Origin of the sequence: Flavobacterium sp. LS1R10, assembly GCF_003968825.1 — a bacterium.
Taxonomy (GTDB): domain Bacteria; phylum Bacteroidota; class Bacteroidia; order Flavobacteriales; family Flavobacteriaceae; genus Flavobacterium.
Genome location: NZ_RYDH01000001.1, coordinates 429,635 through 453,426 on the forward strand (window position 1 = coordinate 429,635; position 23,792 = coordinate 453,426).

Consider the following 23,792-nt stretch of genomic DNA (forward strand, 5'->3'; position numbering starts at 1 on the left):
TTTAATTTCTTCGCCTTTTCTGATAAATCCCATCCCAATCCATGCATTTTTTTTGTCTTAATTAAGGTTTAAATGTGATATTTATCATTTTTATTTGTATTAAAATGTGTATTTTTGCAATCTTAATTCAATCTAAATAAGATTTGCAAACAACGATAAATTCTCTCAAAAAAGGCGAAAAGGCCATTATAAAAGACTTTGACATTGATACAGTTCCATTAAAATTATTGGAAATGGGTTGCTTACCGGGCAATCTGGTAGAATTACTTCAAATTGCTCCTTTTGGCGATCCTTTATATTTAAACATCAATGGTTCACACGTTGCTATCCGATTGGAAACTGCCCGTGAGATTGAAGTTGAAATACTAAAAACCAATTTATAATGACCAATCAAAATATCAATGTTGCTTTAATTGGAAATCCTAACACCGGAAAAACCTCTGTTTTTAATCAATTGACGGGTTTGAATCAACAAGTAGGGAATTACCCTGGAATTACCGTTGAAAAAAAGATGGGTTTTTGCAAATTACCCAATAACATCAAGGCTAATATCTTGGATTTACCGGGAACCTACAGCCTAAATGCCAGTTCGATTGATGAAAACGTTGTCATTGAATTATTACTGAATAAAAACGATAAATTATACCCTGATGTAGCCCTTGTAGTTACGGATGTGGAGAATCTAAAACGAAATTTATTACTTTTTACCCAAATAAAAGACCTTGAAATTCCAACCATATTAGTCATCAACATGGCCGATAGAATGAAATTCAAAGGAATTACGCTGGATATTCCGTATCTTGAAGCGCACTTAAAAACAAAAATTGCGCTGATCAGTTCGAGAAAAGGTTTTGGAATTGATGAACTAAAAAAATTGATAGTCAACTACAAATCCCTTTCGAATGAACCCTGCTTGAATGCCTCAAGCATTGATCCGGAATATTTTAATACTTTAAGAAAAACATTTCCCAACCAGCTCTTGTATAAATTATGGCTGGTCATTACTCAAGACGTCAATTTCCTGAATTTAGACCGAAATGAAATCCGAAATTCATTTACTAAATCGCATTCGGATCTAAAGCGTTTGCAACAAAAAGAAACCATAAAACGCTACCAATTCATCAATGACGTCTTGAAAACAGGATTAAAAGTCGATGAGACAATTGCTAAAGATTTTCGCAGCAAACTGGATCGCGTCCTGACTCACAAGATTTGGGGTTATGTGATTTTCTTCATGATTTTGTTTGTTATTTTTCAATCTATTTTCGAATGGTCTAAAATTCCAATGGATTTCATTGACGGTACCTTTGCTACAATAAGCGCTCTTGCTGCCGAGCAATTACCGGCCGGCGTTTTAACCAATCTAATTTCGCAGGGAATAATTCCTGGAATTGGAGGTATTTTGATCTTCATCCCTCAAATTGCTTTCCTATTTATGTTTATTTCAATTCTTGAAGAAAGCGGTTACATGAGCCGAGTTGTTTTCCTGATGGATAAAATTATGCGTAAATTTGGATTATCAGGGAAAAGTGTAGTCCCACTTATTTCCGGTACGGCCTGTGCGATTCCGGCAATTATGGCAACCCGAAACATTGAAAACTGGAAAGAACGATTGATCACCATCCTGGTCACCCCATTCACGACCTGCTCCGCCAGATTACCTGTTTATGCCATAATCATTGCTCTGGTAATTCCGGATACTCGTGTTTTGGGTTTTCTGAACATGCAAGGAATGACCTTGATGCTGTTGTATCTTTTGGGTTTTGGAACGGCTATTTTTTCAGCGTACATTTTGAATAAAATCCTTAAAATAAAAGGAAAAACATACTTTGTGGTAGAAATGCCCAATTATAAATTACCGCTTTTCAAAAACGTAGGTATTAATGTGATCGAAAAAACAAAAGCCTTTGTTTTTGGTGCCGGAAAAATCATACTGGCTATTTCTATAGTTTTATGGTTCTTAGCTTCGTACGGACCAGGAGAAAAATTCAATGATGCAGAAACCATTGTCACTGAAAACACCAAAAATAATCCGTTGCCTGAAGCTGAATTTGAGAATGCAGTGGCCTCCCAAAAACTGGAAAACTCTTATATCGGAATCATGGGAAAAGCCATTGAACCTGCTATTTCTCCTCTGGGTTACGACTGGAAAATAGGAATTGCCATCATCAGTTCCTTTGCCGCCAGGGAGGTTTTTGTGGGAACATTAGCCACTATTTACAGTGTGGGTGGTAGCGATAATGAAGTCACTATTAAAAATAAAATGGCTGCCGAGATTAATCCGGTTACCGGAGAAAAGGTTTTTAATTTTGCTTCCGGAATATCACTATTACTTTTTTATGCTTTTGCTTTGCAATGCGCCAGTACACTCGCCGTTACTAAAAAAGAAACCAATTCCTGGAAATGGCCGGCAGGACAATTGATCTTTATGTCCGGATTTGCGTATGTTGTTGCTTTAATTGCATACCAAATTTTAAAGTAATCACACACTACAATGGTTTTAAAATCACTCGTATGAGTGTGAGTGAAAAAAGCTAAAATTTAAAAAAATTAAAATGCAGATCTTAGCCTTTTACCGTGCGATTTGATTACTTATTAAATAACTCCAAGTTGGACAAACAATTTGCGAATTAGCAGCAAAAGAAATTAAGAAGATCAAGCAAAATAGGATAAAGCACTTGGTTATACATGCTTTTAAGACTCATAAATTTAATTCCTTTATGAGAACTAAGTAATAGGAACGATATATTGTCACATATTATAATGTCAAACCTTCAATAAAGACTGAGGTTGAGTTAAAAACAAATACGACATTATTTTAATCTCATTACTTATATGTCAACAAAAGTTAAAATGTCAAATTTTTATTATTTTTAATTTGTCTAAATAAGATTTAGGTTCTACATTTGCAGTGTAGAATTAATCTAAATAAAAATGAAAAATATTATAATTATCGGCTCGCTATTAATTACGTCCGTTTTGTTTGCACAAGAAAAGGAACTTACAAAAACTCAAAAAGATAGTATTGAAAGTTTAAACGAAGTTATTATTACCACCGATGCGATCATTGGAAGTAAATTTAAAGCCAAAAATAAAGCCGGATCAACATATTTTATCTCTCCAAAAGAATTAAAAACCTTTAATTATGATGATGTTTCCAGGATTCTAAGAACCGTTCCCGGCATCAATATTCAGGAAGAAGAAGGGTTTGGACTCCGCCCAAATATTGGTATGAGAGGAACCAGCCCAGATCGTTCGAGTAAAATTACACTAATGGAGGATGGCGTTCTAATAGCACCTGCTCCTTATGCCGCTCCTGCCGCGTATTATTTCCCAACAGTAAACAGAATGCAGTCTTTCGAAATTGTAAAAGGAGGAAGTCAAATACAATACGGTCCTTATACTACCGGCGGCGCCATCAATATGGTTTCTACTCAAATCCCAAATCGTTTCAAAGCCCGAGTTGTAGCCAGCATTGGTAGTTTCAATACCAAAAAAACATACGTAAATATTGGAGATGAACGCAAAAATTTTGGTTACGTTTTAGAATACAACAACCGAAATTCAGACGGATTTAAAAAAATAGACAACAGTTCTAAAAACACCGGTTTTCAGGGAAATGATTATGTTGCTAAATTTAGAATTAATACGGATCTCGATGCCAAAATCTTTCAATCCTTAACCGCTAAAGTCCAGTTTGGCGAAGATTTTGCCAATGAAACTTACCTTGGTTTGACCGAAGACGATTACAACAAGAGTCCTTACAGAAGGTATGCCGGATCAAATGAAGATTATCTTGATACGGAGCACAAACAAATCATGTTGACCCATTTTATTCAACCCTCAAAAAATTTCAACATCACCACAAAGGCCTACAAGAATGATTTTGCCAGAAATTGGTATAAACTTGATGCCTTAAAACTTGGAACTACAAAAGTAGGAATCAATTCTATATTAATTGATCCAATAAAGTATAATGCGGAATATTTAGCTTTAACAGGAGCTAATAACACTGCTGATAATGCTTTATTAGTTAAAGCCAACAATCGGATGTACGAGGCCAAAGGAATCCAATCAGTAGCCAATTATAATTTTGCAACAGGAGCGCTGAAACACGATTTTGATTTTGGATTTCGCTACCACGAAGATTATGAAGATCGCTTTCAATGGGTTGACGGATACGCCATACAAAATGGAGTGATGAATAGAACTTCAAACGGAACTCCAGGCACAGATGCAAATAGGATTACCTACGCCGAAGCAATTGCCGCTCATGTGCTTTATACGATTACCTATGACAAATTTACGTTCTCGCCAGGAGTCCGATATGAAAATATCAATTTAGAATCGATTAATTACGGGAGCAACGATATTACAAGAACCGGTACAAATATCGTAAATGCAAATAACCGTTCTGATGTTTGGATACCGGGAATGGGAATTCTGTATAAAATAAATGAAGATTACAATGTGTTTACGAGTGTTCACAAAGGGTTTTCTCCTCCGGGCGCTAAAGTTGGAGAAGATGCCGAAAACAGTATCAACTCAGAACTGGGTTTTCGCTTTCAAAAAAATGCCTTTTACGGAGAATTGATTGGCTATTACAATGATTTTTCTAATTTACAAGGTTCGGATAACATGTCCGGTGGCGGAACTGGAACTGGAGATTTATTCAATGCAGGTGCAGCAATCGTAAAGGGAATTGAATTTTTGGCCACGTATGAAATCCTGAAAAATTCAGAAAAAGGATATAAACTACCGCTTAGCTTTTCCTATACTTTGACGGATACGAAATTAAATAGTGACTTTAACAGCCCAATATGGGGAAATGTAACACGTGGAGATGAGATTCCGTACATCGCCAAAAATCAATTTGCTCTGACTGCCGCTTTCGAAACAGAAAAATTCAATTTGGCCATCAGTGGAAAATATGTAGATGCGTTTAGAACATTGGCAGGAACGGGAACTATTCCGTCCCAAAACAAAGTAAACAATAATTTTATTGTAGATTTCTCAGCAAGATACCACCTTAGTCAAAAAGTGAGCCTGATGTCGAATATCATTAATTTAATGAATGAAAAGTATGCCGTTTCAAGAGTTCCTGCAGGATTAAGACCCGGAATGCCTTTTAACATCAATTTTGGAATTATGGCACAGTTGTAAAAAACTTTCTCATTAGTTTAACTCAAAAAAGCAACCTCTTTTGGTTGCTTTTTCTTATTTTTACAATATGGATATTCAAGAAATTTTAGCTTTTTTTGCCCTTGGAATAGCACTTGCTTTTTTGATTAAAAAATTCTTCCTCAAAAAGAAAAAATCAGATAAAAATTGTGGCAGTGGTGGTGATTGCGGCTGCCATTAAAATTTTATTTCGTATTTAAACGTTAAAAAAGAGCCCATGTAAAATGTTTGGTAGTAGTCTGAACTATCTTAAAAAACAATAAGTCTGTGCTTTCTTTAAAATATAAAAAAAGTACGATACTTTAATAGAATGAATTTTTAGACTCAATATCAACTGTTTACGTTTGTATGTTTTAGAAAATGTTTTCAAATTTGAACTTGTATCTAATTTGACTTTGAACATGATTTTAGTTTTATCCCTACAAAAATTGAAATTATGGTACTATTATGAATTAGTAATCCGTATGCGATTAGACCATCATAATTTTAACAAAAATCTGATATTTAAGTTATATATATTTAATCCCAATGAAAATATTTTTCATTTTGCTATAGTGATATGCAGTCATTCAGTAGTGATATAAAAAGTTATTTTAAATACCCAATTTTCACATAGTATTCACTCGGGTTGATTTTGACACCTTCTTTTGGATACGGAAGAACACTATAGTTTTTTATGTTTTTTTGCTTTTTAGGCAAATATTTAGAAAACCACTCTTTATTTTCTTTTTCGTTTTTCATCGAAAAAACCAATATCTTGTTTTCAATTAATTTTGAATCTTTGTAAACAGAAACGACTCCCGAAACTTCCCCTTCCCAAATACAAGTAACCCCTTCCGGACAACGGGAATCAGAAGAAATCGATTTTAGAACCAACTGAAATCCTTTTTGATTGGGGCATATTTTCTGATGTATTGTACTGTATTTGACCTTTTGGGATTTTGGGATTTGCGCCAAAACTGCACTGCTGATAATCATACAAAGGAATACTACTGACTTTTTCATAAACGCGGTTTAAAAGATAAAGCTACGCTTCTTTTTAATAACAAATGGCAAAAATTAAAAACCCTATCCCAAAGCCACATCCAGAACCATCATCACTATAAATCCGCCAACAAATCCCAGTGTGGCAATATCGGTATTTTTATCCTGTTGCGTTTCCGGTATCACTTCTTCCACAACTACAAAAATCATTGCGCCTGCTGCAAAAGCCAAAGCGTACGGTAAAATTGGGGTAAAAAACGTGACTGCAAAAGCGCCTAAAACAGCAGCAACAGGTTCTACCAAAGCTGATGATTGTCCGTACATAAAGCTTTTTCTTCTACTCATTCCCATACGCCGCAACGGCATGGCCACGGCAATACCTTCGGGGAAATTCTGAATTCCAATACCAATGGCCAAGGTAACAGCTCCCGCAATGGAAGCCTCCGGAATCCCGGCAGCCACTCCCCCAAAAAGAACCCCTACGGCCAATCCTTCAGGTATATTGTGCAGTGTAATTGCCGAAACCAGTAATGTAGTACGCTGCCAAGGCGATTTAATTCCCTCCGTAACTTTAAAATTAATGTGAAGATGTGGCAATACTTTATCAATCCCAAAAATAAACAAGGCACCAAGAAAAAAACCAAAAGCTGCGGGAATCACTTTTTGAAAACCTTCGCCGCCGGTCATTTCTATAGCTGGAGCCAATAAACTCCAAAAACTTGCAGCAACCATTACGCCCCCGGTAAATCCGAGCATTCCGTCCAGTACCGTCCGGTTCATGGTTTTAAACAAAAAAACAAACGAGGCTCCTAAAGCCGTAAGAAACCAAGTGAATAAACTCGCATACAAAGCGGCTAATATTGGGTCGATACTCGTAAAATAATCTACTACAGATTGAAACATAATTATTTGATGTATATATTACTGGCTATTTTATTTGAAACCGTTATTTCTTTTGTTCCAACCCGAATTCTCAAAGAGGAATCAAAACTTTCCTTTTCGATAATTTCAATTTGGGAACCCAAAGCGATTTCTTGTTTGTCTAAATATTTTAAAAAATCAGAAGATGTATCTTTGACACCCACACAAATCCCGATTTGGTTTTTCTCGAATTCAGAAAGCAGTTGTTTGTCTACTTTTATAATTCTTCCGTTAGCATCCGGAATCGGATCTCCATGTGGATCTTCAGTGGGATTTCCCAGAAAATCATCTAACTTATTGATGAGTTTTTCAGATTTGATGTGTTCCAATTGTTCCGCAAGATCATGCACTTCATCCCATGAAAAATCTAATTTTTCAACTAAAAAAGTTTCCCAAAGCCGGTGCTTTCGAACAATCATTTTAGCGGCTAATTGTCCCTGATCAGTAAGGGAAACACCTTGGTATTTGATGTAGTTGACTAACTCTTTTTCGGCGAGTTTCTTGAGCATATCGGTAACGGATGACGCCTTGATTTCTATTTTTTCGGCAATCGCATTGGTGCTGATATCCACCTCTGAAACTGCCGTAAGGTGGTAAATGGTCTTGAGATAATTTTCTTCTGAAAAGGTCATGCTATGTTTTTTGAATACTCTTTTTAAATTTTAATACAAATCAATTTATTGATTTCTTCTTGAAGACTTCTCACTAAACCAATTAAGTTATTGATACAAATGTAATTAAAAAATTGGTTTTGCGAAATATAATTTTTAGTTTTGCCTAAATTTAATTTAAGCATTGTGAAAAGATTATGTTCATTATTAGTTTTCCTTATGTTTCACTTTGGCTACAGCCAAGAAAAAACAAATCTTTCTGGATTTATTTCATCAGAAAAAAAAGGGGTTTCGGAGGCTCGAGTTTTTTTAATTGGAACAAAATACGCCACCCAAACGGATAGTTTAGGAAATTACAGTATAGCGAATATTGCTGAAGGGAATTACAAAATACAAATTATTGCAGAAGGTTTTCAAACTTTAAAAAAGAATATAACGGTCAAAATTAATGAAAACACTATTCTGGATTTGGAACTTTCAAATAATGAAAACCAACTTAACGAAGTTGTGGTTTCCGGAACTTTAAAACCCGTAAAAAGACTGGAAAGTCCCGTTCCTGTCGAAGTTTATTCCCCAATATTTTTCAAGAAAAATCCAACAGCCAGTATTTATGAAGCATTACAGAATGTAAATGGTGTAAGACCACAGCTTAATTGTGGCGTTTGCAATACGGGCGACATCCATATTAATGGGCTTGAAGGTCCGTATACTTTGGTTCTAATTGACGGAATGCCCATCGTGAGCAGTTTATCGACGGTGTACGGATTATCTGGAATTCCAAATTCACTGGTCGAACGAATTGAAATCGTAAAAGGTCCCGCTTCGTCTCTATACGGTAGTGAGGCCGTTGGAGGTTTGATTAATATTATTACCAAAAATCCAACAAACGCTCCCCTATTCTCCGCAGATGTGTTTTCTACTTCTTGGTTGGAAACCAACCTTGATTTAGGAGTAAAAATCAATGTAGGCAAGAAAGCGACAGCTCTTTTGGGTTTAAATTATTTTAGCTACAATCAAAAAACAGACAACGATGGCGACAATTTTACTGATGTCACCCTTTCAGACCGAATTTCCCTTTTTCAAAAATGGACTTTCAACAGAAAAGAAAACCGTTTGTTCACTATTGCGGCGCGTGGGGTTTATGAAGACCGTTTTGGCGGCGATGTGCGTTGGGAGAAAAAACACCGTGGCGGAGACGAGATCTATGGCGAAAGCATTTATACAAAACGAGCGGAACTAATAGGAAGTTACCAATTGCCTTTTCAGGAAAAACTAATGCTTTCCTTTTCAGGAAATGTACATTTTCAAGACAGTCGCTACGGGACAACCAGTTATATTGCCAATCAAAAAATTGGTTTTGTACAACTAACTTGGGACAAGAAAACAGGGAGGAATGATTTACTAACCGGAATTGCTACCCGATACAATTATTACGATGACAATACACCGGCAACATTAAAACAGGGAAATAACAATCCCGAGAAAACCTGGCTGCCGGGAATTTTTGTTCAGGACGAAATTACATTTACCGAAAAACACAAGATACTCTTGGGACTGCGTTACGATTACAACTCGTTTCACGGAAGTATCTTGACGCCAAGAATTGCCTATAAATGGAAATTGAACGATAATAATATTATTCGACTGAACGCCGGAACAGGTTTTAGAGTGGTAAATTTATTTACCGAAGATCATGCTGCCTTGACTGGCGCTCGTGAAATTGTAATCGTAAATAATTTGAAGCCGGAACAATCCATCAATGCTAATTTGAATTATATTAAGAAAATAAATTTTGATAACGGAACCTTTATTGGCATTGAAACTTCCTTTTTCCATACCAGATTCAGCAATAAAATTGTTTCTGATTATGTTACTGATCCCAACCAAATCATTTATGACAACATCAATGGCTATGCGATAAGTCAAGGAATCAGTATGAATGTCGATTTCAATTTTCCTAATGGATTAAAAATTATCACCGGCGCTTCTTTGTTAGACAACAAAAACGTTCAAAATGGTCTAAAAGAAACACCTTTTCTAACCGAAAAATTTACTGCAACCTGGAGTGCTTCCTATAAAATTCAAGCTATCGATTTAAATATTGATTACACCGGAAATCTATACAGCCCTATGCGACTCCCACTTTTAAGCGCTTTAGATCCCCGTGCTCCAGAATCACCTTGGTACAGTTTACAAAACATTCAATTCACCTATTCTGGTTTACCTGATTTTGAAATTTATGTCGGAATTAAAAACCTGTTGAACTTTTTGCCTAAACAAAATAACCCGTTTTTAATTGCAAGAACAAATGATCCTTTTGATAAAAATGTAACCTACGACACAAACGGACAAGTATTGGCAACGCCTGAAAACCCGTATGGGTTGACATTTGACACGACGTACGTATATGGACCCAATCAAGGAATCAGAAGTTTTTTCGGAATCCGATATACCTTGAGATAATGAGAAAAAAACTTTTCATACTGTTGCTTTTATGCTGTGCGATTCCCGCTGGATTTGCGCAGTTGCATTCGGTTTCATTCGAAAAAATAGACAGTTTACAAACAATCAAAAAGAGAAAAACGATTGTCTTCATTCAAACCGAATGGTGCTCGTTTTGCCATGCGATGAAAAACACCACTTTTAAAAACGAGGAAATCATCAAGGAGCTCAACGCTGCTTTTTATTTCATTGATTTCAATGCCGAGGAAAAACGAACGGTTATTTTCAATAAAACTACTTTTCAATATAAGCCGACTGGAAATAATTTCGGAACCCATGAGCTCGCCATCGCATTAGGAACAGTCAACAAGCAATTGAACTTTCCTGTTTTGTGTGTTTTAAATAGTGAAAACGAGATTATTTTTCAACACAGCGGGTACTTAAAACCAAAAGAATTAAAGCTGATTTTAGAGAAACTAAAAGAATAAAATTGTCTATTTTTGATGGAAATGTCAAATTCCCAAATGAAACACTACGATTATATTTTTACCGGCGCAGGATTATCGACTTTGATGACCGTGTATAAAATGGTCCAATCCGGAAAATTTAAGGACAAGAGTATTTTGTTATTGGATGAAAATACCAAAAAAACAAACGACAGAACGTGGTGTTTTTGGAAAACTAACGATTCACTTTGGGAACAATCTATTTCAAAGAAATGGGATTCGGCTTTGTTTGCCAATGGAGATTTTCGCCGGGATTTAGACTTGAAACCGTACCGCTACAATATGGTGAAAGGATTGTATTTTTACACTCAGGTATTTGATCTACTTTCGAAACAAAAAAATATTACTTTCATTCATGAAAAAGTATTGGAAATTGAAGAATCCGAAACCATAATTCTGGTACAAACCGAAAGTGAATCCTTTTCGTGCACGAAATTATTCAACAGCATTTACAACAAACAAAAAGCAGAAAGTCAGACCAAATATCCTGTTTTACAACAGCATTTTATTGGTTGGTTTATTAAAAGTGAGCAAGCTGTTTTCAATCCCGAACAAGCTACTTTCATGGATTTTTCGGTGGAGCAAAAAGGGAATACCCGTTTTATGTATGTGTTGCCCACTTCCAAAACTGAAGCTTTACTGGAATACACCTTGTTTTCGCACCACCATTTGAAGACCGAAGAATACGAAAACGAAATCCAGCAATACATCGAAAAACTTGGGATTACAAACTATGAAATCGTCGAAAAAGAGCAAGGTAGCATTCCTATGACGTGTTATCCTTTTTGGAAAGCGAATACTAAAAACGTAATCAATATAGGAACTTCTGGTGGTTGGACGAAAGCTAGTACGGGCTATACTTTCAAAAATTCGGATAAAAAATCAACAGAATTGGTTGCCTTTCTACAAAGGGAAACCGACTTTACTAAGTTTCATAAAAGCACTAAATTCTGGTTTTACGATTTACTTCTGTTAGACATCTTAGACCGAAAAAATGAATTGGGTTCTTCTATCTTTTCTTCGATGTTCAAAAAAGGAAATCCAACTTTGATTTTTAAATTTCTGGATGAGGAAACTTCTTTTATTGAGGACATTACCGTTATTCTAAAATGTCCCAAAATGCTATTTATAAAAGCTATTTTTCATGTGGCTTCAAAAGCAACTAAATAGAAATCAAACTATAACAAAACTTTATAATTCAACTCCTATACTTGATTGTAAACTTTGTAACTTTGCAATTCAAAATTAGTATTGATTTAAAATAAAAAAAATATGTATCCACAAGAAATGGTAAAACCAATGCAAGAGGAATTAACCGCTGCAGGTTTTCAAGATTTACATAGTGCTGAAGCAGTAGAAAACGCAATGAAATTAGAAGGAACAACGCTTGTAGTTGTAAATTCGGTTTGTGGTTGTGCTGCCAGAAACGCACGTCCGGGAGCAAAAATGAGTTTGGATGGCGCTAAAAAACCAGACCATTTAATCACTGTTTTTGCAGGAGTTGACAAAGATGCAGTTGATGCCGCAAGACAACACATGTTCCCTTTTCCTCCATCATCGCCAAGTATGGCTTTGTTCAAAAACGGAGAATTAGTGCACATGCTAGAGCGTCACCACATTGAAGGTCGCCCAGCAGAACTAATTGCTGAAAACTTGAAAGACGCATTTAACGAGTATTGCTAATCCCAGTCAAAGCATAGAATATAAAACCACGTTTCGGCGTGGTTTTTTTGTTTATTGATGGTGATTATTATTTGCATTTAAGACAAAGTTGTCACTCTGACTAAGGAAGAGTCCTTATAAATTGCTCAACAGATAAAGATTCTTCGTTCCTCAGAATGACAAAATAAACGCAGGAAGGTCAACCCAAAATTGTCCCCCGCTCCCGCACGAATCCTTTCGTGTGGCTTGAAGAGCTAATTACAATTCTGAGAAACTAACCCTTCTATTCACCACAACTACCCTAGCCCAGATTGCAGCGGCATCCTCTTGTTGTAGCGATAGCGGAAACAAGAGATAGAGCGAAAAGCTGGAAAGAGCTCCAAAAAAAATAAACCATCAAGACATTACCGTAAATTAAGCAAGCATTGTTTTTGATTGTGAACCTTAGTTCCTTGAAAACTTTGCCTCTCTGAACCTTTTTTCATACTTTTGCAAAAAATATATTTCTCAACTTAAAACTGTTTATAGCATGCAACTGTATAACACATTAAGCGCAGAGGAAAGAGCCATCATGATTGATGATGCCGGAAAACAACGTCTTACCTTGTCTTTCTATGCTTATGCGCAAATCTCAAATCCAACACAATTTCGTAACGAATTATTTTTGGCGTGGAACTCACTTGAAGTTTTGGGTCGGATTTATGTAGCCAGTGAGGGAATCAACGCCCAATTATCATTGCCTGCCGATAATTTTTACGCGTTCAAAGATTCAATTGAAGTTTATGATTTCATGAAAGGAATCCGATTAAATATTGCCGTAGAACAAGACGATCACTCGTTTTTGAAACTGACTGTAAAAGTGCGTGATAAGATTGTGGCTGATGGTTTGGTTGATGAAACTTTTGATGTAACGAATATTGGAATTCACCTAAAAGCCAAAGAATTCAATGAACTTCTAGAAGATCCAAACACGATTGTAGTCGATATGCGAAATCATTACGAAAGTGAAATTGGACATTTCACCAAAGCTATAAAACCAGATGTGGATACTTTTCGGGAATCATTACCCATTATCGAAGAGCAACTAGCTGAACACAAACAAGACAAAAAACTATTGATGTACTGCACCGGAGGAATTCGCTGCGAAAAAGCCAGTGCTTATTTCAAACACAAAGGTTTTGAAAACGTGTACCAACTGGAAGGCGGAATTATTGAATACACACGCCAGGTAAAAGCAGAAGGTTTAGAAAGTAAATTCATTGGAAAAAACTTCGTATTTGATCATCGCTTGGGCGAAAGAATTACAGACGATATTGTTTCGCAATGCCATCAATGTGGCGCACCTTGTGATGTACATACGAATTGCGTGAACGAAGGTTGTCATTTACTTTTTATTCAATGTGACTCGTGCAAGGGAAAAATGGAAAACTGTTGTTCTGCTGAATGTGTAACTATAATTCATTTGCCGGAAGAAGAACAGAAAGCTATTAGACGAGGAGTTAAAAACGGAAATAAGATCTTCAAAAAAGGAAAATCAGACGTTTTGACTTTCAAAAATAATCAAGATCCATTAGCAGGAGTTCCGAATCTTAGTGAATTGGCTGAGTCAAAAATTGCTCGCAGAGTAGCTACCGTTCTCAAAAAAGAAATAAAGATCAAAAAACAATACATTGGAAAAGGAACTCACTTTTATCCAAAACCAAGTATTGGTCAGTTTCTAATTGAAGAAAACGAAATCAAAATTGGCGATACGATTCTGATTAAAGGAGCCACAACAGGCGAGCAAAAACTGGTAATCGAAGAAATGCTGGTGAACGATTTAGCACAAGAAAAAGCAGTTTCAGGAGACACTTGTACCTTTAAATTGCCATTCCGGATTCGATTGTCAGATAAATTATATAAAGTTGTAGATTAGTGGAAATTTAAAACTAATTGTATGCCACATTCCTTTAATAAATTATGGATTCATGCTGTTTGGGCAACCAAAAACAGGGGTAAATTAATTGACTTTTCAATAGAGAAACAAGTATACGACTATATCAGACAAGAATTAATTGAATTGGGATGTCCCGTACGAATCATTAATGGAATGCCCGATCATATTCACGCCTTATTTTTATTAAATCCACAAAAATCAATTGCAGATGTAATAAAACAAATTAAAGGGAGCTCGTCACATTCTATAAATGGAGAAAATTTAATGATTGAAAAATTTGCTTGGCAAACAGGTTATGCCGCTTATTCCGTTAGTGAATCTCAATTAGAATCCGTTTATAATTACATAAAGAATCAAAAGCAACATCATTTAAAGAAAAATTCTCAAGATGAATTTGACGAATTTATAAAATTACATGGGTTAAGCCAAATTTGAAACCGTGGCTATCTTCAAAACACACACAACCATTAAACTATAGCCAAACGTTTCAACGGTTGGAGACATTCATGAGAAAATCTTTGAAAAACAATGTGTTATTCTTTACGTTGCCAACGGTTGGAAAAATTCATGGGACAATCTTTGAAAAATAATGCATTGTTCTTTACTTTACGTTGCCAACGGTTGAAACCGTAGGCTATGTTCTAAACACACACAGCCATTAAACTATAGCCAACCGTTTCAACGGTTGAAGACATTCATGGGGCAATCTTTGAAATCAAAATAGATATAAAACACATCATATCTTTATAAGAAGGGATTCAAAACTAACCCATTACAAACTAATTTGTAATGGGTTTTTTTATTGAAAATTTATGAGGCATTCGTGCTTTTATGCGTTGTGACGTAAAATTAAAAAATACTATCTTTACACATTAAACGTTTTAAAAACATAAGTTGTGCTCGTCGCAACACTATATATAAAATTATGGCATGTACAAGTTGTTCAACTTCTGATGGTGGATCACCTAAAGGTTGTAAAAATAATGGGACTTGCGGCACCGACAGCTGCAATAAATTGACGGTTTTTGATTGGCTTTCTAATATGAGTCTGCCTAATGGTGACGCCCCTTTTGACTGTGTGGAAGTACGCTTCAAAAACGGCAGAAAAGAATTTTACCGCAATACAGAGAAATTAACGTTAAGCATGGGCGATATCGTGGCTACTGTTGCTTCTCCGGGACACGACATAGGAATTGTTACTTTGACAGGAGAATTAGTTAAAATTCAAATGAAGAAAAAAGGAGCCAATCACCTGGGCAACGAAATTCCGAAAATTTATAGAAAAGCATCCCAAAAAGATATTGATATTTGGTCTGCGGCACGGGAAAAAGAAGAGCCAATGAAGGTGCGCGCACGGGAACTGGCGATTGCTCAAAAACTGGAAATGAAGATTTCAGATATCGAATTTCAAGGGGACGGATCAAAAGCTACGTTTTATTACACGGCAAATGACCGAATTGATTTTCGAGCATTAATTAAAGATTTTGCTAAAGAATTCAGTACCCGAATAGAAATGAAACAAGTAGGTTTCCGTCAGGAAGCAGCTCGTTTAGGCGGAATAGGTTCTTGCGGAAGAGAATTGTGTTGTTCGACTTGGCTGACGGATTTTAGAAGTGTAAATACCTCAGCGGCACGGTACCAACAACTATCTTTGAATCCACAAAAACTAGCCGGACAATGCGGAAAATTGAAATGCTGTTTGAATTATGAACTGGATACGTACATGGATGCTTTGAAAGACTTCCCGGATTTTGAAACAAAATTGGTAACGGAAAAAGGAGATGCCATTTGCCAGAAACAAGATATTTTCAAAGGATTAATGTGGTTTGCCTACACAAATAATTTTGCAAATTGGCACGTATTGAAAATTGATCAAGTCCGAGAAATCATCGCTGAAAACAAACTGAAAAATAAAGTTTCTTCGCTAGAAGATTTTGCAATAGAAATCATTGCAGAACCAGAGAAAAACTTCAATAATGCAATGGGACAAGAAAGTTTAACTCGTTTTGATCAACCCAAAACGAAGAAAAAACCAAATAAAAAACGAAAACCAGGCGGTGAAAATGCAATTGTAGCAAACAGCAACAAACCTGCAAACAATACCCGTCAAACTCCAAATGACAAAAAGCCTGTGGAGCCAAGAAAACCTATAATTATTACTAAAAATGTGGATAAAAAATAGCGCTTTACTTCTTTTGGTAGTAATTCTATTCTGGTCGTGTGATAAAAAAAGGGTTTTTGATGACTATCAATCTGTGGGTAGTGCGTGGCATAAAGACAGCATTGTAACGTTCCATTTACCAGAACTAGATTCCACAAAACGCTATAATTTGTTTGTGAATTTGAGAGCGAATAATGCGTATCAATACAACAATTTGTTCTTAATTGTAGCTTTAGAACTACCTAATGGTTTTACAAAAGTAGACACGCTCGAATACCAAATGGCTGATCCGGAGGGATTACTATTAGGGAATGGATTTTCAGACATAAAAGAAAGCAAACTTTTTTATAAGGAAAATGTACGGTTTCGATCCAAATACACCGTTCATATTAAGCAAGCAGTCAGAGAAAACGGCAAAGTTCCCGGCGTGACGGCTTTAGACGGAGTTACAGATGTAGGTTTTAGAATAGAAAAAAAAGAATAAAATAGTATTATGGCTATCAAAAAAAACAACAGTCCCGCTAAAGATAATGACAAAGACATGGCTCATTACAAAAATATTTTTTGGAAAATATTTTTTGTAGGGTTAGGAAGTCTTGCTTTATTTTTCCTGTTTGCTTCCTGGGGAATCTTCGGTTCGATGCCCTCTTTTGAAGATTTAGAAAATCCCGATTCTAATTTAGCGACTGAGATCATATCCGCTGACGGAGTGGTTTTAGGGAAATATTTCGAAAAAAACAGATCTCAATTAAAGTATTCTGACTTGCCAAAAAATTTGGTTCAAGCACTAATCGCAACGGAAGATGCTCGTTTTTATGAGCATTCCGGCATTGACGGAAGAGGTACTTTGAGAGCCATCTCGAGCTTAGGAACCAGCGGAGGAGCCAGTACCTTGACGCAGCAATTAGCCAAACAATTATTTCACGGAGAAGGATCTAAATTCCTGCCTTTTAGAATTGTACAAAAAATAAAAGAATGGATTATTGCCATCCGATTAGAAAGACAATACACTAAAAATGAAATCATTGCCATGTATTGTAATGTATACGATTTTGGAAACAATTCTGTCGGAGTTAGTTCAGCCGCAAAAACGTATTTTTCGAAAGAACCAAAGGATTTAACCATCAGCGAGTCGGCAATATTAGTGGGAATGTTTAAAAATTCTGGCCTTTACAATCCTGTGAGAAATCCACAAGGAGTGATAAACCGAAGAAATGTAGTGCTTCTGCAATTAGAAAAAGGAAAAATAATTTCAAAAGAAGAAAAAGAAAGACTGCAGGCTTTACCAATCACATTAAAGTTCAAATTACAAACGCACAAAGACGGAACAGCAACCTATTTCAGAGAATATTTAAGAGACTACCTGAAAAAATGGGCGGAGGAAAATAAAAAACCGGATGGTTCAGATTATGACATCTACAAAGATGGTCTAAAAATCTATACTACCATTGATTCCAGAATGCAACTGCACGCTGAAAAAGCAGTAACGGAGCACATGGCCAATCTTCAAGAAGAATTTTTCGAGCAATCCAAAACAAATAAAAATGCGCCATTTGTCAACATCTCTTCTGTAGAAACACAACGCATTTTAAGCCAAGCCATGAAATCCTCAAACAGATGGGCGGTATTAAAATCACTGGAAAAAACGGACGAAGAAATTATAGCATCCTTTAGCATAAAAACTAAAATGAGAGTCTTCTCTTGGAAAGGAGAAAAAGACACGATTATGACGCCATTGGATTCCATTCGGTATTACAAACATTTTTTACAATCCGGACTCATGGCGATGGAACCTCAAACGGGAAATATAAAAGCGTGGGTTGGGGGTATCGATTATAAATATTTTCAATACGATCACGTAGGGCAAGGTGCCAGACAAGTTGGTTCCACTTTCAAGCCTTTTGTTTATGCTACAGCCATAGAGCAATTGAATATGTCACCTTGTGATTCCATTATTGATTCCCCTTTTATGATTAGAAAAGGACGTCATAATGTTACCGAAGATTGGGAACCAAAAAACTCCAACAACAGATACAGCGGAATGGTAACCCTAAAACGAGGATTGGCAAATTCCATCAATATTGTATCCGCAAAATTAATAGACCGAGTAGGTCCGGCAGCTGTAGTCGATTTAGCCCATAAATTAGGCATCAAATCAGAGATTCCACTTCAGCCTTCCATTGCTTTGGGAGCCGTTGAAATAACCGTCGAAGATATGGTTGCTGCTTACAGCACCTTTGCCAATCAAGGCGTGTATATGAAACCCCAATTTATATCTCGAATCGAAGATAAAGGTGGCGTAATTATTTACGAACCCATCCCTGAATCACATGATGTTTTAAACAAAGACATCGCGTATGCCGTGATCAAATTATTAGAAGGCGTTACGGAAGGCGGGTCCGGAGATCGTCTGCGCACCACCGGCGGCGGAAACGGAGACAAACGCTGGACAGGATATCCCTATCAATTTAAAAATCCTATTGCAGGTAAAACAGGAACTACACAAAACCAATCTGACGGATGGTTTATGGGAATGGTTCCTAATCTTGTAACTGGAGTCTGGGTGGGTTGCGAGGACCGTTCTGCCCGTTTCAAAAGCATAACTTACGGACAAGGTGCCACAGCAGCACTGCCGGTTTGGGGTTATTTTATGAAACTTTGTTACGAAGATCCCGCCCTAAAAGTATCCAAAGCATCCTTTGAAAGACCCGCAAATCTATCCATAAAAGTAGACTGCTACACCGCTCCAAAAGTAATAGACACCACTAATATTGAACAAAATACCGATGAATTTGAATTGTAAAATTTTCATCTGGAGCTAATCCAGCCATCCGCTATATCTTTTAGTCTCCTTAAAAAAGGAGACTAAAAGGATGTCGCTTCTATCTGGGCTAGGCAATTCGTTCTTAAAATTAAATCTTGTTGTTATTAATACTACAAACAGATTGGGTTCTTCTTTAAATTAAAATTCGTCAACTAGCATTCAATTTTATGATTAACAAAAAAGTAAATAACGTACATAAAGCCCTTCAAGGAATTGAAAACGGGATGACCATCATGCTGGGCGGTTTCGGATTATGCGGTATTCCAGAAAATTCCATCGCCGAATTAGTAAAAAAAGAAACTACGGATTTAACCTGTATCTCAAACAATGCAGGAGTAGATAATTTTGGCCTTGGATTGCTTTTGCAAAAACGCCAAATCAAAAAAATGATTTCTTCTTACGTAGGTGAAAATGCCGAATTTGAGAGTCAAATGCTATCTGGAGAACTCGATGTAGAATTAATCCCGCAAGGAACTCTTGCAGAACGATGTCGTGCGGCACAAGCAGGAATTCCAGCTTTTTTTACCCCTGCCGGTTATGGAACTGAAGTAGCCGAAGGGAAGGAAGCACGGGAATTCAACGGAAAAATGCATCTTATGGAATACGCTTTCAAAGCTGATTTTGCCATCGTAAAAGCATGGAAAGGTGATGAAGCCGGCAACCTAGTTTTCAAAGGAACAGCACGAAACTTTAATCCTTGTATGGCCGGAGCGGCAAAAATAACTATCGCCGAAGTAGAAGAATTATTGCCTGTAGGTAGTTTAGATCCAAACGAAATTCATATTCCAGGAATACTTGTAAATAGAATTTTTCAAGGTGTGAAATATGAAAAAAGAATTGAACAAAGAACCGTGAGAAAAATTTTCTGATTATGGCTTTAGATAAAAATCAAATTGCAAAACGCATTGCAAAAGAATTAAAACACAACTACTATGTGAATCTCGGAATCGGGATTCCAACATTAGTTGCTAATTATGTCCCAGAAGGAATTGACGTCGAATTTCAAAGTGAAAACGGAATTCTCGGCATGGGTCCATTCCCTTTAGAAGGCGATGAAGACGCTGATTTAATCAACGCCGGAAAACAAACCATAACTACTTTGCCTGGAGCAAGTTTCTTCGACTCGTCATTCAGTTTTGGAATGATTCGTGGACAACATGTTGACTTAACAATCCTTGGTGCAATGGAAGTTTCCGAAAATGGTGATATTGCCAACTGGAAAATTCCTGGTAAAATGGTCAAAGGAATGGGTGGGGCAATGGATTTAGTGGCTTCTGCCGAGAATATTATTGTAGCCATGATGCACGTTAACAAAGCTGGCGAATCTAAAATACTTAAAAAATGTACCTTGCCTTTAACAGGTGTTGGCTGTGTTAAAAAAATAGTAACTGAATTAGCCGTTTTAGAAGTAACCCCTCAAGGTTTCAAACTCTTGGAACGCGCACCGGGTGTAACTGTAGAACATATCATCGCTTCTACGGAAGCTGATTTAATTATTGAAGGTGACGTTCCGGAGATGGAAATTGACTAAAAGTGTCCCCTCTTATAAAGCCACAAAGACTGTCAATTGACGGTCTTTGTGGCTTTAAAATCTTTGTGAAATGAACTATTATTTATCCATCAAAAGCTTTAAAAGTAAAATTTGTTCTTTTAAGGACTGGATAGTTTCTTCATATTGTTGAACTAATTTTTCCGATGCGCTGATATGATTAATTCCAATATAACCATCTTGTTTACAATTGTTGAAAATTTGTCTTTCATCAAAACCCAAAACTTCAATTGGATCAATTCCCAAAATTTTACTGATTTCATTCAGCCTGTTGATAGTGAGTTGGGTTTCTCCGGTCTCAATTTTGGAATAGGCTCTTACCGATAATCCTAATTGATTTGCGATATGCTCTTGCGTTAAATTTTTTAATTCACGTATCTGTTTTATTTTGATTTCGGGCTGTTGTATCATTATTATTAATAGATTAATTAGTTCAAAATTAGAAAAAATAGTTCAATAATAGAAAAAAATATTAAAAATTATGAATTCTTAAAATTTACTTTTGAAAGAATATAAATATTAAATTTCATGAGAAAAAGATTGTTTTTTTTACTAGTTACTATTTTATCTTTTACTAGCTATTCACAAAACTCTGGTGATATAGAACATCTTTATGGTATTCAAGGAAATTTAGATTCTCAAACAACAGCAATACAATCCGATGGTAAAATATTGGTAGGAGGTAAATTTACTACTTATATTGGCAATGCACAAAATTATATTATTCGCTTAAATATTGATGGCACCCTAGACGCATCTTTTAATATAGGTACTGGCTTCAATAATTATGTAAACGCCATATTTGTTCAATCTGATGGAAAAATATTGGTTGGAGGCAATTTTACATCCTATAATGGTGCATCTCAAAACTATATTACTCGGCTTAATGTTGATGGAAGTCGAGATACTTCTTTTGTCACAGGAACTGGATTTTCTAATGAAGTGCTAACTTTAACAAGGCAATCCGATGGTAAAATATTGGCTGGAGGTAGGTTTACAACATACAATGGAACAATTCAAAATTATATAACTAGGCTAAATCCTAATGGTGCTTTAGACACTAGTTTTTTGGTGAGTAATAGATTTAATGGTGCTGTTAAAGCTTTGTCAATACAAACTGACGGAAAAATTGTTGTAGGAGGAAGTTTTACATCATATTTCGGTTCGACTGCAAATCACCTTATTCGCCTAAATAATGACGGGAGTCGTGATGCTGTTTTTAATATTGGTTCAGGTTTTAGCAATGATGTTTTAACTCTCGCTTTACAACACAATGGTAAATTATTGATAGGCGGAAGTTTTAGATCATATAATGGCATTTCTCAAAATTATATTACTCGACTCAATGGTGATGGCAATTATGACACAACATTCAATAGTGTTCAAGGGTTTGATTCAGATGTAAACTCTATGACTTTACAAACTGATGGTAAGATAATCGTTGGTGGTAGTTTTACAATATATAATAACACCGCTCAAAATCGAATTAGCAGGCTCTTGCCGGATGGTAATCTCGACACTAATTTTAATATAGGGAATGGTTTTGATAATGGTGGTTTTACAAGTATTGTCCGTTCAATAGCTTTACAATCAAACGGAAAAATAATTGTTGGAGGCACATTCATTAAATATAAACAAATACCAACACAGGCAGGCATTACTTGTATTAACATTGATGGTTCAAATGATTTGATTTTCAACGGAGCTATAGGATTTAACAGCACTGGTGCTATTAATACAATTGTATCGCAATCAGATGGCAAAGCAATTCTTGGAGGTTATTTTACTTCTTATAAAGGTCTGTTGCAAAATCGCATTAGTCGTCTTAATCCCGATGGGGCAATTGATTTGACTTTTAATAGTGGAATTGGATTTAATGCTCCCGTAAATATCCTTTTTTTACAATCAGATGGAAAGATATTAGTTGGAGGGAATTTCACTTCCTATAATGGAACAATACAAAATCATATAATCCGTCTTAATACAGATGGTAGTGTTGACGCATCTTTTAATATAGGTTCTGGATTTAATGACCGAGTAACATCAATTGCCGTCCAATCTGATGGAAAAATTTTAATAGGAGGTTATTTCACTTTGTATAATGGTTCTGCTAAAAACTATTTAATTCGTTTACTCACTAATGGTTCAATAGATACTACTTTTAATAGTGGAACAGGATTTAATGCTTATGTAAATACTATAGCAATACAATCGAACGGAAAAATTCTTGCAGGAGGAGAATTTACTTCATACAATGGAAACACACAAAACCACATAACACGCTTAAATTCTAATGGTTCACTAGATACATCCTTCAATATAGGTACAGGTTTTTGGTTAAGAGTTTTAACTTTGGTATTACAAAATGATGGAAAAATTCTTGTGGGTGGTCTTTTTACATTCTATAACAATTTAAATCAAAACCATCTTATTCGCTTAAATACTGATGGGACTAAAGATACTTCTTTTAATATTGGGAACGGACCAGATGCTTACGTTAGTTCATTTGCGTTGCAACCTGATGGAAAAATAATCATTGGGGGTTATTTTACTACTTATAATTATGATGTAATAAAACAAAATTATATAACTCGCCTTAATACAGATGGAACTCGCGATACAGGATTTAATTCTGGTATTGGATTTAATAATTATGTTTATGTGCTTGCTTTACAATCTGATGGCAATTTATTAGTTGGAGGTGCTTTCGATTCATACAATAACAAAAGTTCTGTTGGTCTAATAAGGCTTTTTACAAATAACACTTTAGGTTTTAAAAACTTTGATTTGCAAAAAGTAATAATATATCCTAATCCTGTCAAAGACATCTTGCATTTACAAACTTTAGACAATTCAAATTACAAGTATGAAATGTTTAATTTACAAGGTAAAAAAGTTTTATCCGGAACAACTTTTTCAAACGAAATAAATATGATAAATTTAGAAAAAGGCATATATATTCTTAAATTAAAAGATGATGAAAACAGTTTTAATTATAAAATCTTAAAGAAATAA

General features: G+C 35.7%; 20 protein-coding genes. 16 read left to right on the plus strand and 4 right to left on the minus strand.

Annotation, left to right across the window (positions count from 1 at the left end; translation table 11 throughout):
• The first annotated feature begins 143 nt into the window (after window positions 1-143).
• From EKL96_RS01870 to EKL96_RS01885, 4 genes are all read left to right on the plus strand, one after another.
• Window positions 144-383 carry a ferrous iron transport protein A gene (locus EKL96_RS01870; RefSeq protein WP_126457695.1) on the plus strand — a complete coding sequence of 80 codons (240 nt, stop codon included), beginning with the start codon at window positions 144-146 and terminating at the stop codon, window positions 381-383.
• On the plus strand, window positions 383-2,482 hold the full coding sequence (gene feoB, locus EKL96_RS01875) for a ferrous iron transport protein B (protein WP_126457696.1): 2,100 nt from the start codon (window positions 383-385) through the stop codon (window positions 2,480-2,482). Before EKL96_RS01870 ends, feoB begins: the two co-directional genes overlap by 1 nt.
• Before the next feature lie 452 nt (window positions 2,483-2,934).
• Complete coding sequence (locus EKL96_RS01880) at window positions 2,935-5,163, plus strand: TonB-dependent receptor family protein (protein ID WP_126457697.1); 2,229 nt, start codon at window positions 2,935-2,937, stop codon at window positions 5,161-5,163.
• A gap of 67 nt (window positions 5,164-5,230) precedes the next feature.
• Window positions 5,231-5,362 carry a FeoB-associated Cys-rich membrane protein gene (locus tag EKL96_RS01885; protein WP_126457698.1) on the plus strand — a complete coding sequence of 44 codons (132 nt, stop codon included), beginning with the start codon at window positions 5,231-5,233 and terminating at the stop codon, window positions 5,360-5,362.
• 407 nt (window positions 5,363-5,769) lie between these two features.
• Here EKL96_RS01885 and EKL96_RS01890 read toward each other — a convergent pair whose 3' ends face one another.
• The 3 genes from EKL96_RS01890 to EKL96_RS01900 all read right to left on the minus strand — a co-directional run bounded on the left by EKL96_RS01890 (window position 5,770) and on the right by EKL96_RS01900 (window position 7,718).
• Complete coding sequence (locus EKL96_RS01890; protein WP_126457699.1) at window positions 5,770-6,186, minus strand: hypothetical protein; 417 nt, start codon at window positions 6,184-6,186, stop codon at window positions 5,770-5,772.
• 63 nt (window positions 6,187-6,249) lie between these two features.
• Window positions 6,250-7,068: a ZIP family metal transporter gene (locus EKL96_RS01895; RefSeq protein ID WP_126457700.1), complete on the minus strand. Its 819-nt coding sequence runs from the start codon at window positions 7,066-7,068 to the stop codon at window positions 6,250-6,252.
• Between the two features lie 2 nt (window positions 7,069-7,070).
• Entirely contained in the window at window positions 7,071-7,718 is a 648-nt protein-coding gene (locus EKL96_RS01900) for a metal-dependent transcriptional regulator (RefSeq protein ID WP_126457701.1), read from the minus strand.
• Between the two features lie 198 nt (window positions 7,719-7,916).
• Here EKL96_RS01900 and EKL96_RS01905 point away from each other — a divergent pair, with 198 nt between their 5' ends.
• From EKL96_RS01905 to EKL96_RS01955, 11 genes are all read left to right on the plus strand, one after another.
• Entirely contained in the window at window positions 7,917-10,160 is a 2,244-nt protein-coding gene (locus tag EKL96_RS01905; protein ID WP_126459048.1) for a TonB-dependent receptor, read from the plus strand.
• Window positions 10,160-10,627 (plus strand): thioredoxin family protein, encoded by a 468-nt coding sequence (locus tag EKL96_RS01910; protein WP_126457702.1) that lies wholly within the window; start codon window positions 10,160-10,162, stop codon window positions 10,625-10,627. The genes EKL96_RS01905 and EKL96_RS01910 overlap by 1 nt, the downstream gene beginning before the upstream one ends.
• Window positions 10,628-10,648: 21 nt before the next feature.
• Window positions 10,649-11,815: a lycopene cyclase family protein gene (locus EKL96_RS01915; RefSeq protein ID WP_233579253.1), complete on the plus strand. Its 1,167-nt coding sequence runs from the start codon at window positions 10,649-10,651 to the stop codon at window positions 11,813-11,815.
• A gap of 102 nt (window positions 11,816-11,917) precedes the next feature.
• Window positions 11,918-12,328: a BrxA/BrxB family bacilliredoxin gene (locus tag EKL96_RS01920; RefSeq protein WP_126457703.1), complete on the plus strand. Its 411-nt coding sequence runs from the start codon at window positions 11,918-11,920 to the stop codon at window positions 12,326-12,328.
• A gap of 508 nt (window positions 12,329-12,836) precedes the next feature.
• Complete coding sequence (locus tag EKL96_RS01925) at window positions 12,837-14,222, plus strand: rhodanese-related sulfurtransferase (protein WP_126457704.1); 1,386 nt, start codon at window positions 12,837-12,839, stop codon at window positions 14,220-14,222.
• Window positions 14,223-14,243: 21 nt separating this feature from the next.
• On the plus strand, window positions 14,244-14,678 hold the full coding sequence (gene tnpA / locus EKL96_RS01930) for an IS200/IS605 family transposase (RefSeq protein ID WP_126457705.1): 435 nt from the start codon (window positions 14,244-14,246) through the stop codon (window positions 14,676-14,678).
• Window positions 14,679-15,168: 490 nt separating this feature from the next.
• The gene (locus EKL96_RS01935) at window positions 15,169-16,425 is read left to right on the plus strand and encodes a stage 0 sporulation family protein (RefSeq protein ID WP_126457706.1); all 1,257 of its coding nucleotides are present in this window, start codon (window positions 15,169-15,171) and stop codon (window positions 16,423-16,425) included.
• Window positions 16,409-16,888 (plus strand): gliding motility lipoprotein GldH, encoded by a 480-nt coding sequence (locus EKL96_RS01940; RefSeq protein WP_126457707.1) that lies wholly within the window; start codon window positions 16,409-16,411, stop codon window positions 16,886-16,888. Before EKL96_RS01935 ends, EKL96_RS01940 begins: the two co-directional genes overlap by 17 nt.
• A 9-nt stretch (window positions 16,889-16,897) precedes the next feature.
• Entirely contained in the window at window positions 16,898-19,207 is a 2,310-nt protein-coding gene (locus tag EKL96_RS01945) for a penicillin-binding protein 1A (RefSeq protein ID WP_126457708.1), read from the plus strand.
• 188 nt (window positions 19,208-19,395) lie between these two features.
• Window positions 19,396-20,097, plus strand: coding sequence for a CoA transferase subunit A (locus EKL96_RS01950; protein ID WP_126457709.1), 702 nt, complete (start codon window positions 19,396-19,398; stop codon window positions 20,095-20,097).
• A gap of 2 nt (window positions 20,098-20,099) precedes the next feature.
• Complete coding sequence (locus EKL96_RS01955; protein WP_126457710.1) at window positions 20,100-20,759, plus strand: 3-oxoacid CoA-transferase subunit B; 660 nt, start codon at window positions 20,100-20,102, stop codon at window positions 20,757-20,759.
• A 78-nt stretch (window positions 20,760-20,837) separates the two neighbouring features.
• Here the strand turns inward: EKL96_RS01955 and EKL96_RS01960 are convergent, their stop codons facing one another.
• Window positions 20,838-21,188: a helix-turn-helix domain-containing protein gene (locus EKL96_RS01960; protein ID WP_126457711.1), complete on the minus strand. Its 351-nt coding sequence runs from the start codon at window positions 21,186-21,188 to the stop codon at window positions 20,838-20,840.
• A gap of 117 nt (window positions 21,189-21,305) precedes the next feature.
• On the opposite strand from EKL96_RS01960, the gene EKL96_RS01965 reads away from it, so the two are divergent.
• The gene (locus EKL96_RS01965) at window positions 21,306-23,792 is read left to right on the plus strand and encodes a T9SS type A sorting domain-containing protein (RefSeq protein ID WP_126457712.1); all 2,487 of its coding nucleotides are present in this window, start codon (window positions 21,306-21,308) and stop codon (window positions 23,790-23,792) included.

What these genes read in the sequence shown, in the direction of transcription:
- EKL96_RS01925 (WP_126457704.1), top strand. Translation starts at nt 12,837, where the DNA reads ATGCAACTGTATAACACATTAAGCGCAGAGGAAAGAGCCATCATGATT.
- EKL96_RS01890 (WP_126457699.1), bottom strand. Translation starts at nt 6,186, where the DNA reads ATGAAAAAGTCAGTAGTATTCCTTTGTATGATTATCAGCAGTGCAGTT.
- EKL96_RS01945 (WP_126457708.1), top strand. Translation starts at nt 16,898, where the DNA reads ATGGCTATCAAAAAAAACAACAGTCCCGCTAAAGATAATGACAAAGAC.
- feoB (WP_126457696.1), top strand. Translation starts at nt 383, where the DNA reads ATGACCAATCAAAATATCAATGTTGCTTTAATTGGAAATCCTAACACC.
- tnpA (WP_126457705.1), top strand. Translation starts at nt 14,244, where the DNA reads ATGCCACATTCCTTTAATAAATTATGGATTCATGCTGTTTGGGCAACC.
- EKL96_RS01900 (WP_126457701.1), bottom strand. Translation starts at nt 7,718, where the DNA reads ATGACCTTTTCAGAAGAAAATTATCTCAAGACCATTTACCACCTTACG.
- EKL96_RS01920 (WP_126457703.1), top strand. Translation starts at nt 11,918, where the DNA reads ATGTATCCACAAGAAATGGTAAAACCAATGCAAGAGGAATTAACCGCT.
- EKL96_RS01960 (WP_126457711.1), bottom strand. Translation starts at nt 21,188, where the DNA reads ATGATACAACAGCCCGAAATCAAAATAAAACAGATACGTGAATTAAAA.
- EKL96_RS01940 (WP_126457707.1), top strand. Translation starts at nt 16,409, where the DNA reads ATGTGGATAAAAAATAGCGCTTTACTTCTTTTGGTAGTAATTCTATTC.
- EKL96_RS01950 (WP_126457709.1), top strand. Translation starts at nt 19,396, where the DNA reads ATGATTAACAAAAAAGTAAATAACGTACATAAAGCCCTTCAAGGAATT.
- EKL96_RS01915 (WP_233579253.1), top strand. Translation starts at nt 10,649, where the DNA reads ATGTCAAATTCCCAAATGAAACACTACGATTATATTTTTACCGGCGCA.
- EKL96_RS01965 (WP_126457712.1), top strand. Translation starts at nt 21,306, where the DNA reads ATGAGAAAAAGATTGTTTTTTTTACTAGTTACTATTTTATCTTTTACT.
- EKL96_RS01880 (WP_126457697.1), top strand. Translation starts at nt 2,935, where the DNA reads ATGAAAAATATTATAATTATCGGCTCGCTATTAATTACGTCCGTTTTG.
- EKL96_RS01935 (WP_126457706.1), top strand. Translation starts at nt 15,169, where the DNA reads ATGGCATGTACAAGTTGTTCAACTTCTGATGGTGGATCACCTAAAGGT.
- EKL96_RS01955 (WP_126457710.1), top strand. Translation starts at nt 20,100, where the DNA reads ATGGCTTTAGATAAAAATCAAATTGCAAAACGCATTGCAAAAGAATTA.
- EKL96_RS01905 (WP_126459048.1), top strand. Translation starts at nt 7,917, where the DNA reads ATGTTTCACTTTGGCTACAGCCAAGAAAAAACAAATCTTTCTGGATTT.
- EKL96_RS01895 (WP_126457700.1), bottom strand. Translation starts at nt 7,068, where the DNA reads ATGTTTCAATCTGTAGTAGATTATTTTACGAGTATCGACCCAATATTA.
- EKL96_RS01910 (WP_126457702.1), top strand. Translation starts at nt 10,160, where the DNA reads ATGAGAAAAAAACTTTTCATACTGTTGCTTTTATGCTGTGCGATTCCC.
- EKL96_RS01885 (WP_126457698.1), top strand. Translation starts at nt 5,231, where the DNA reads ATGGATATTCAAGAAATTTTAGCTTTTTTTGCCCTTGGAATAGCACTT.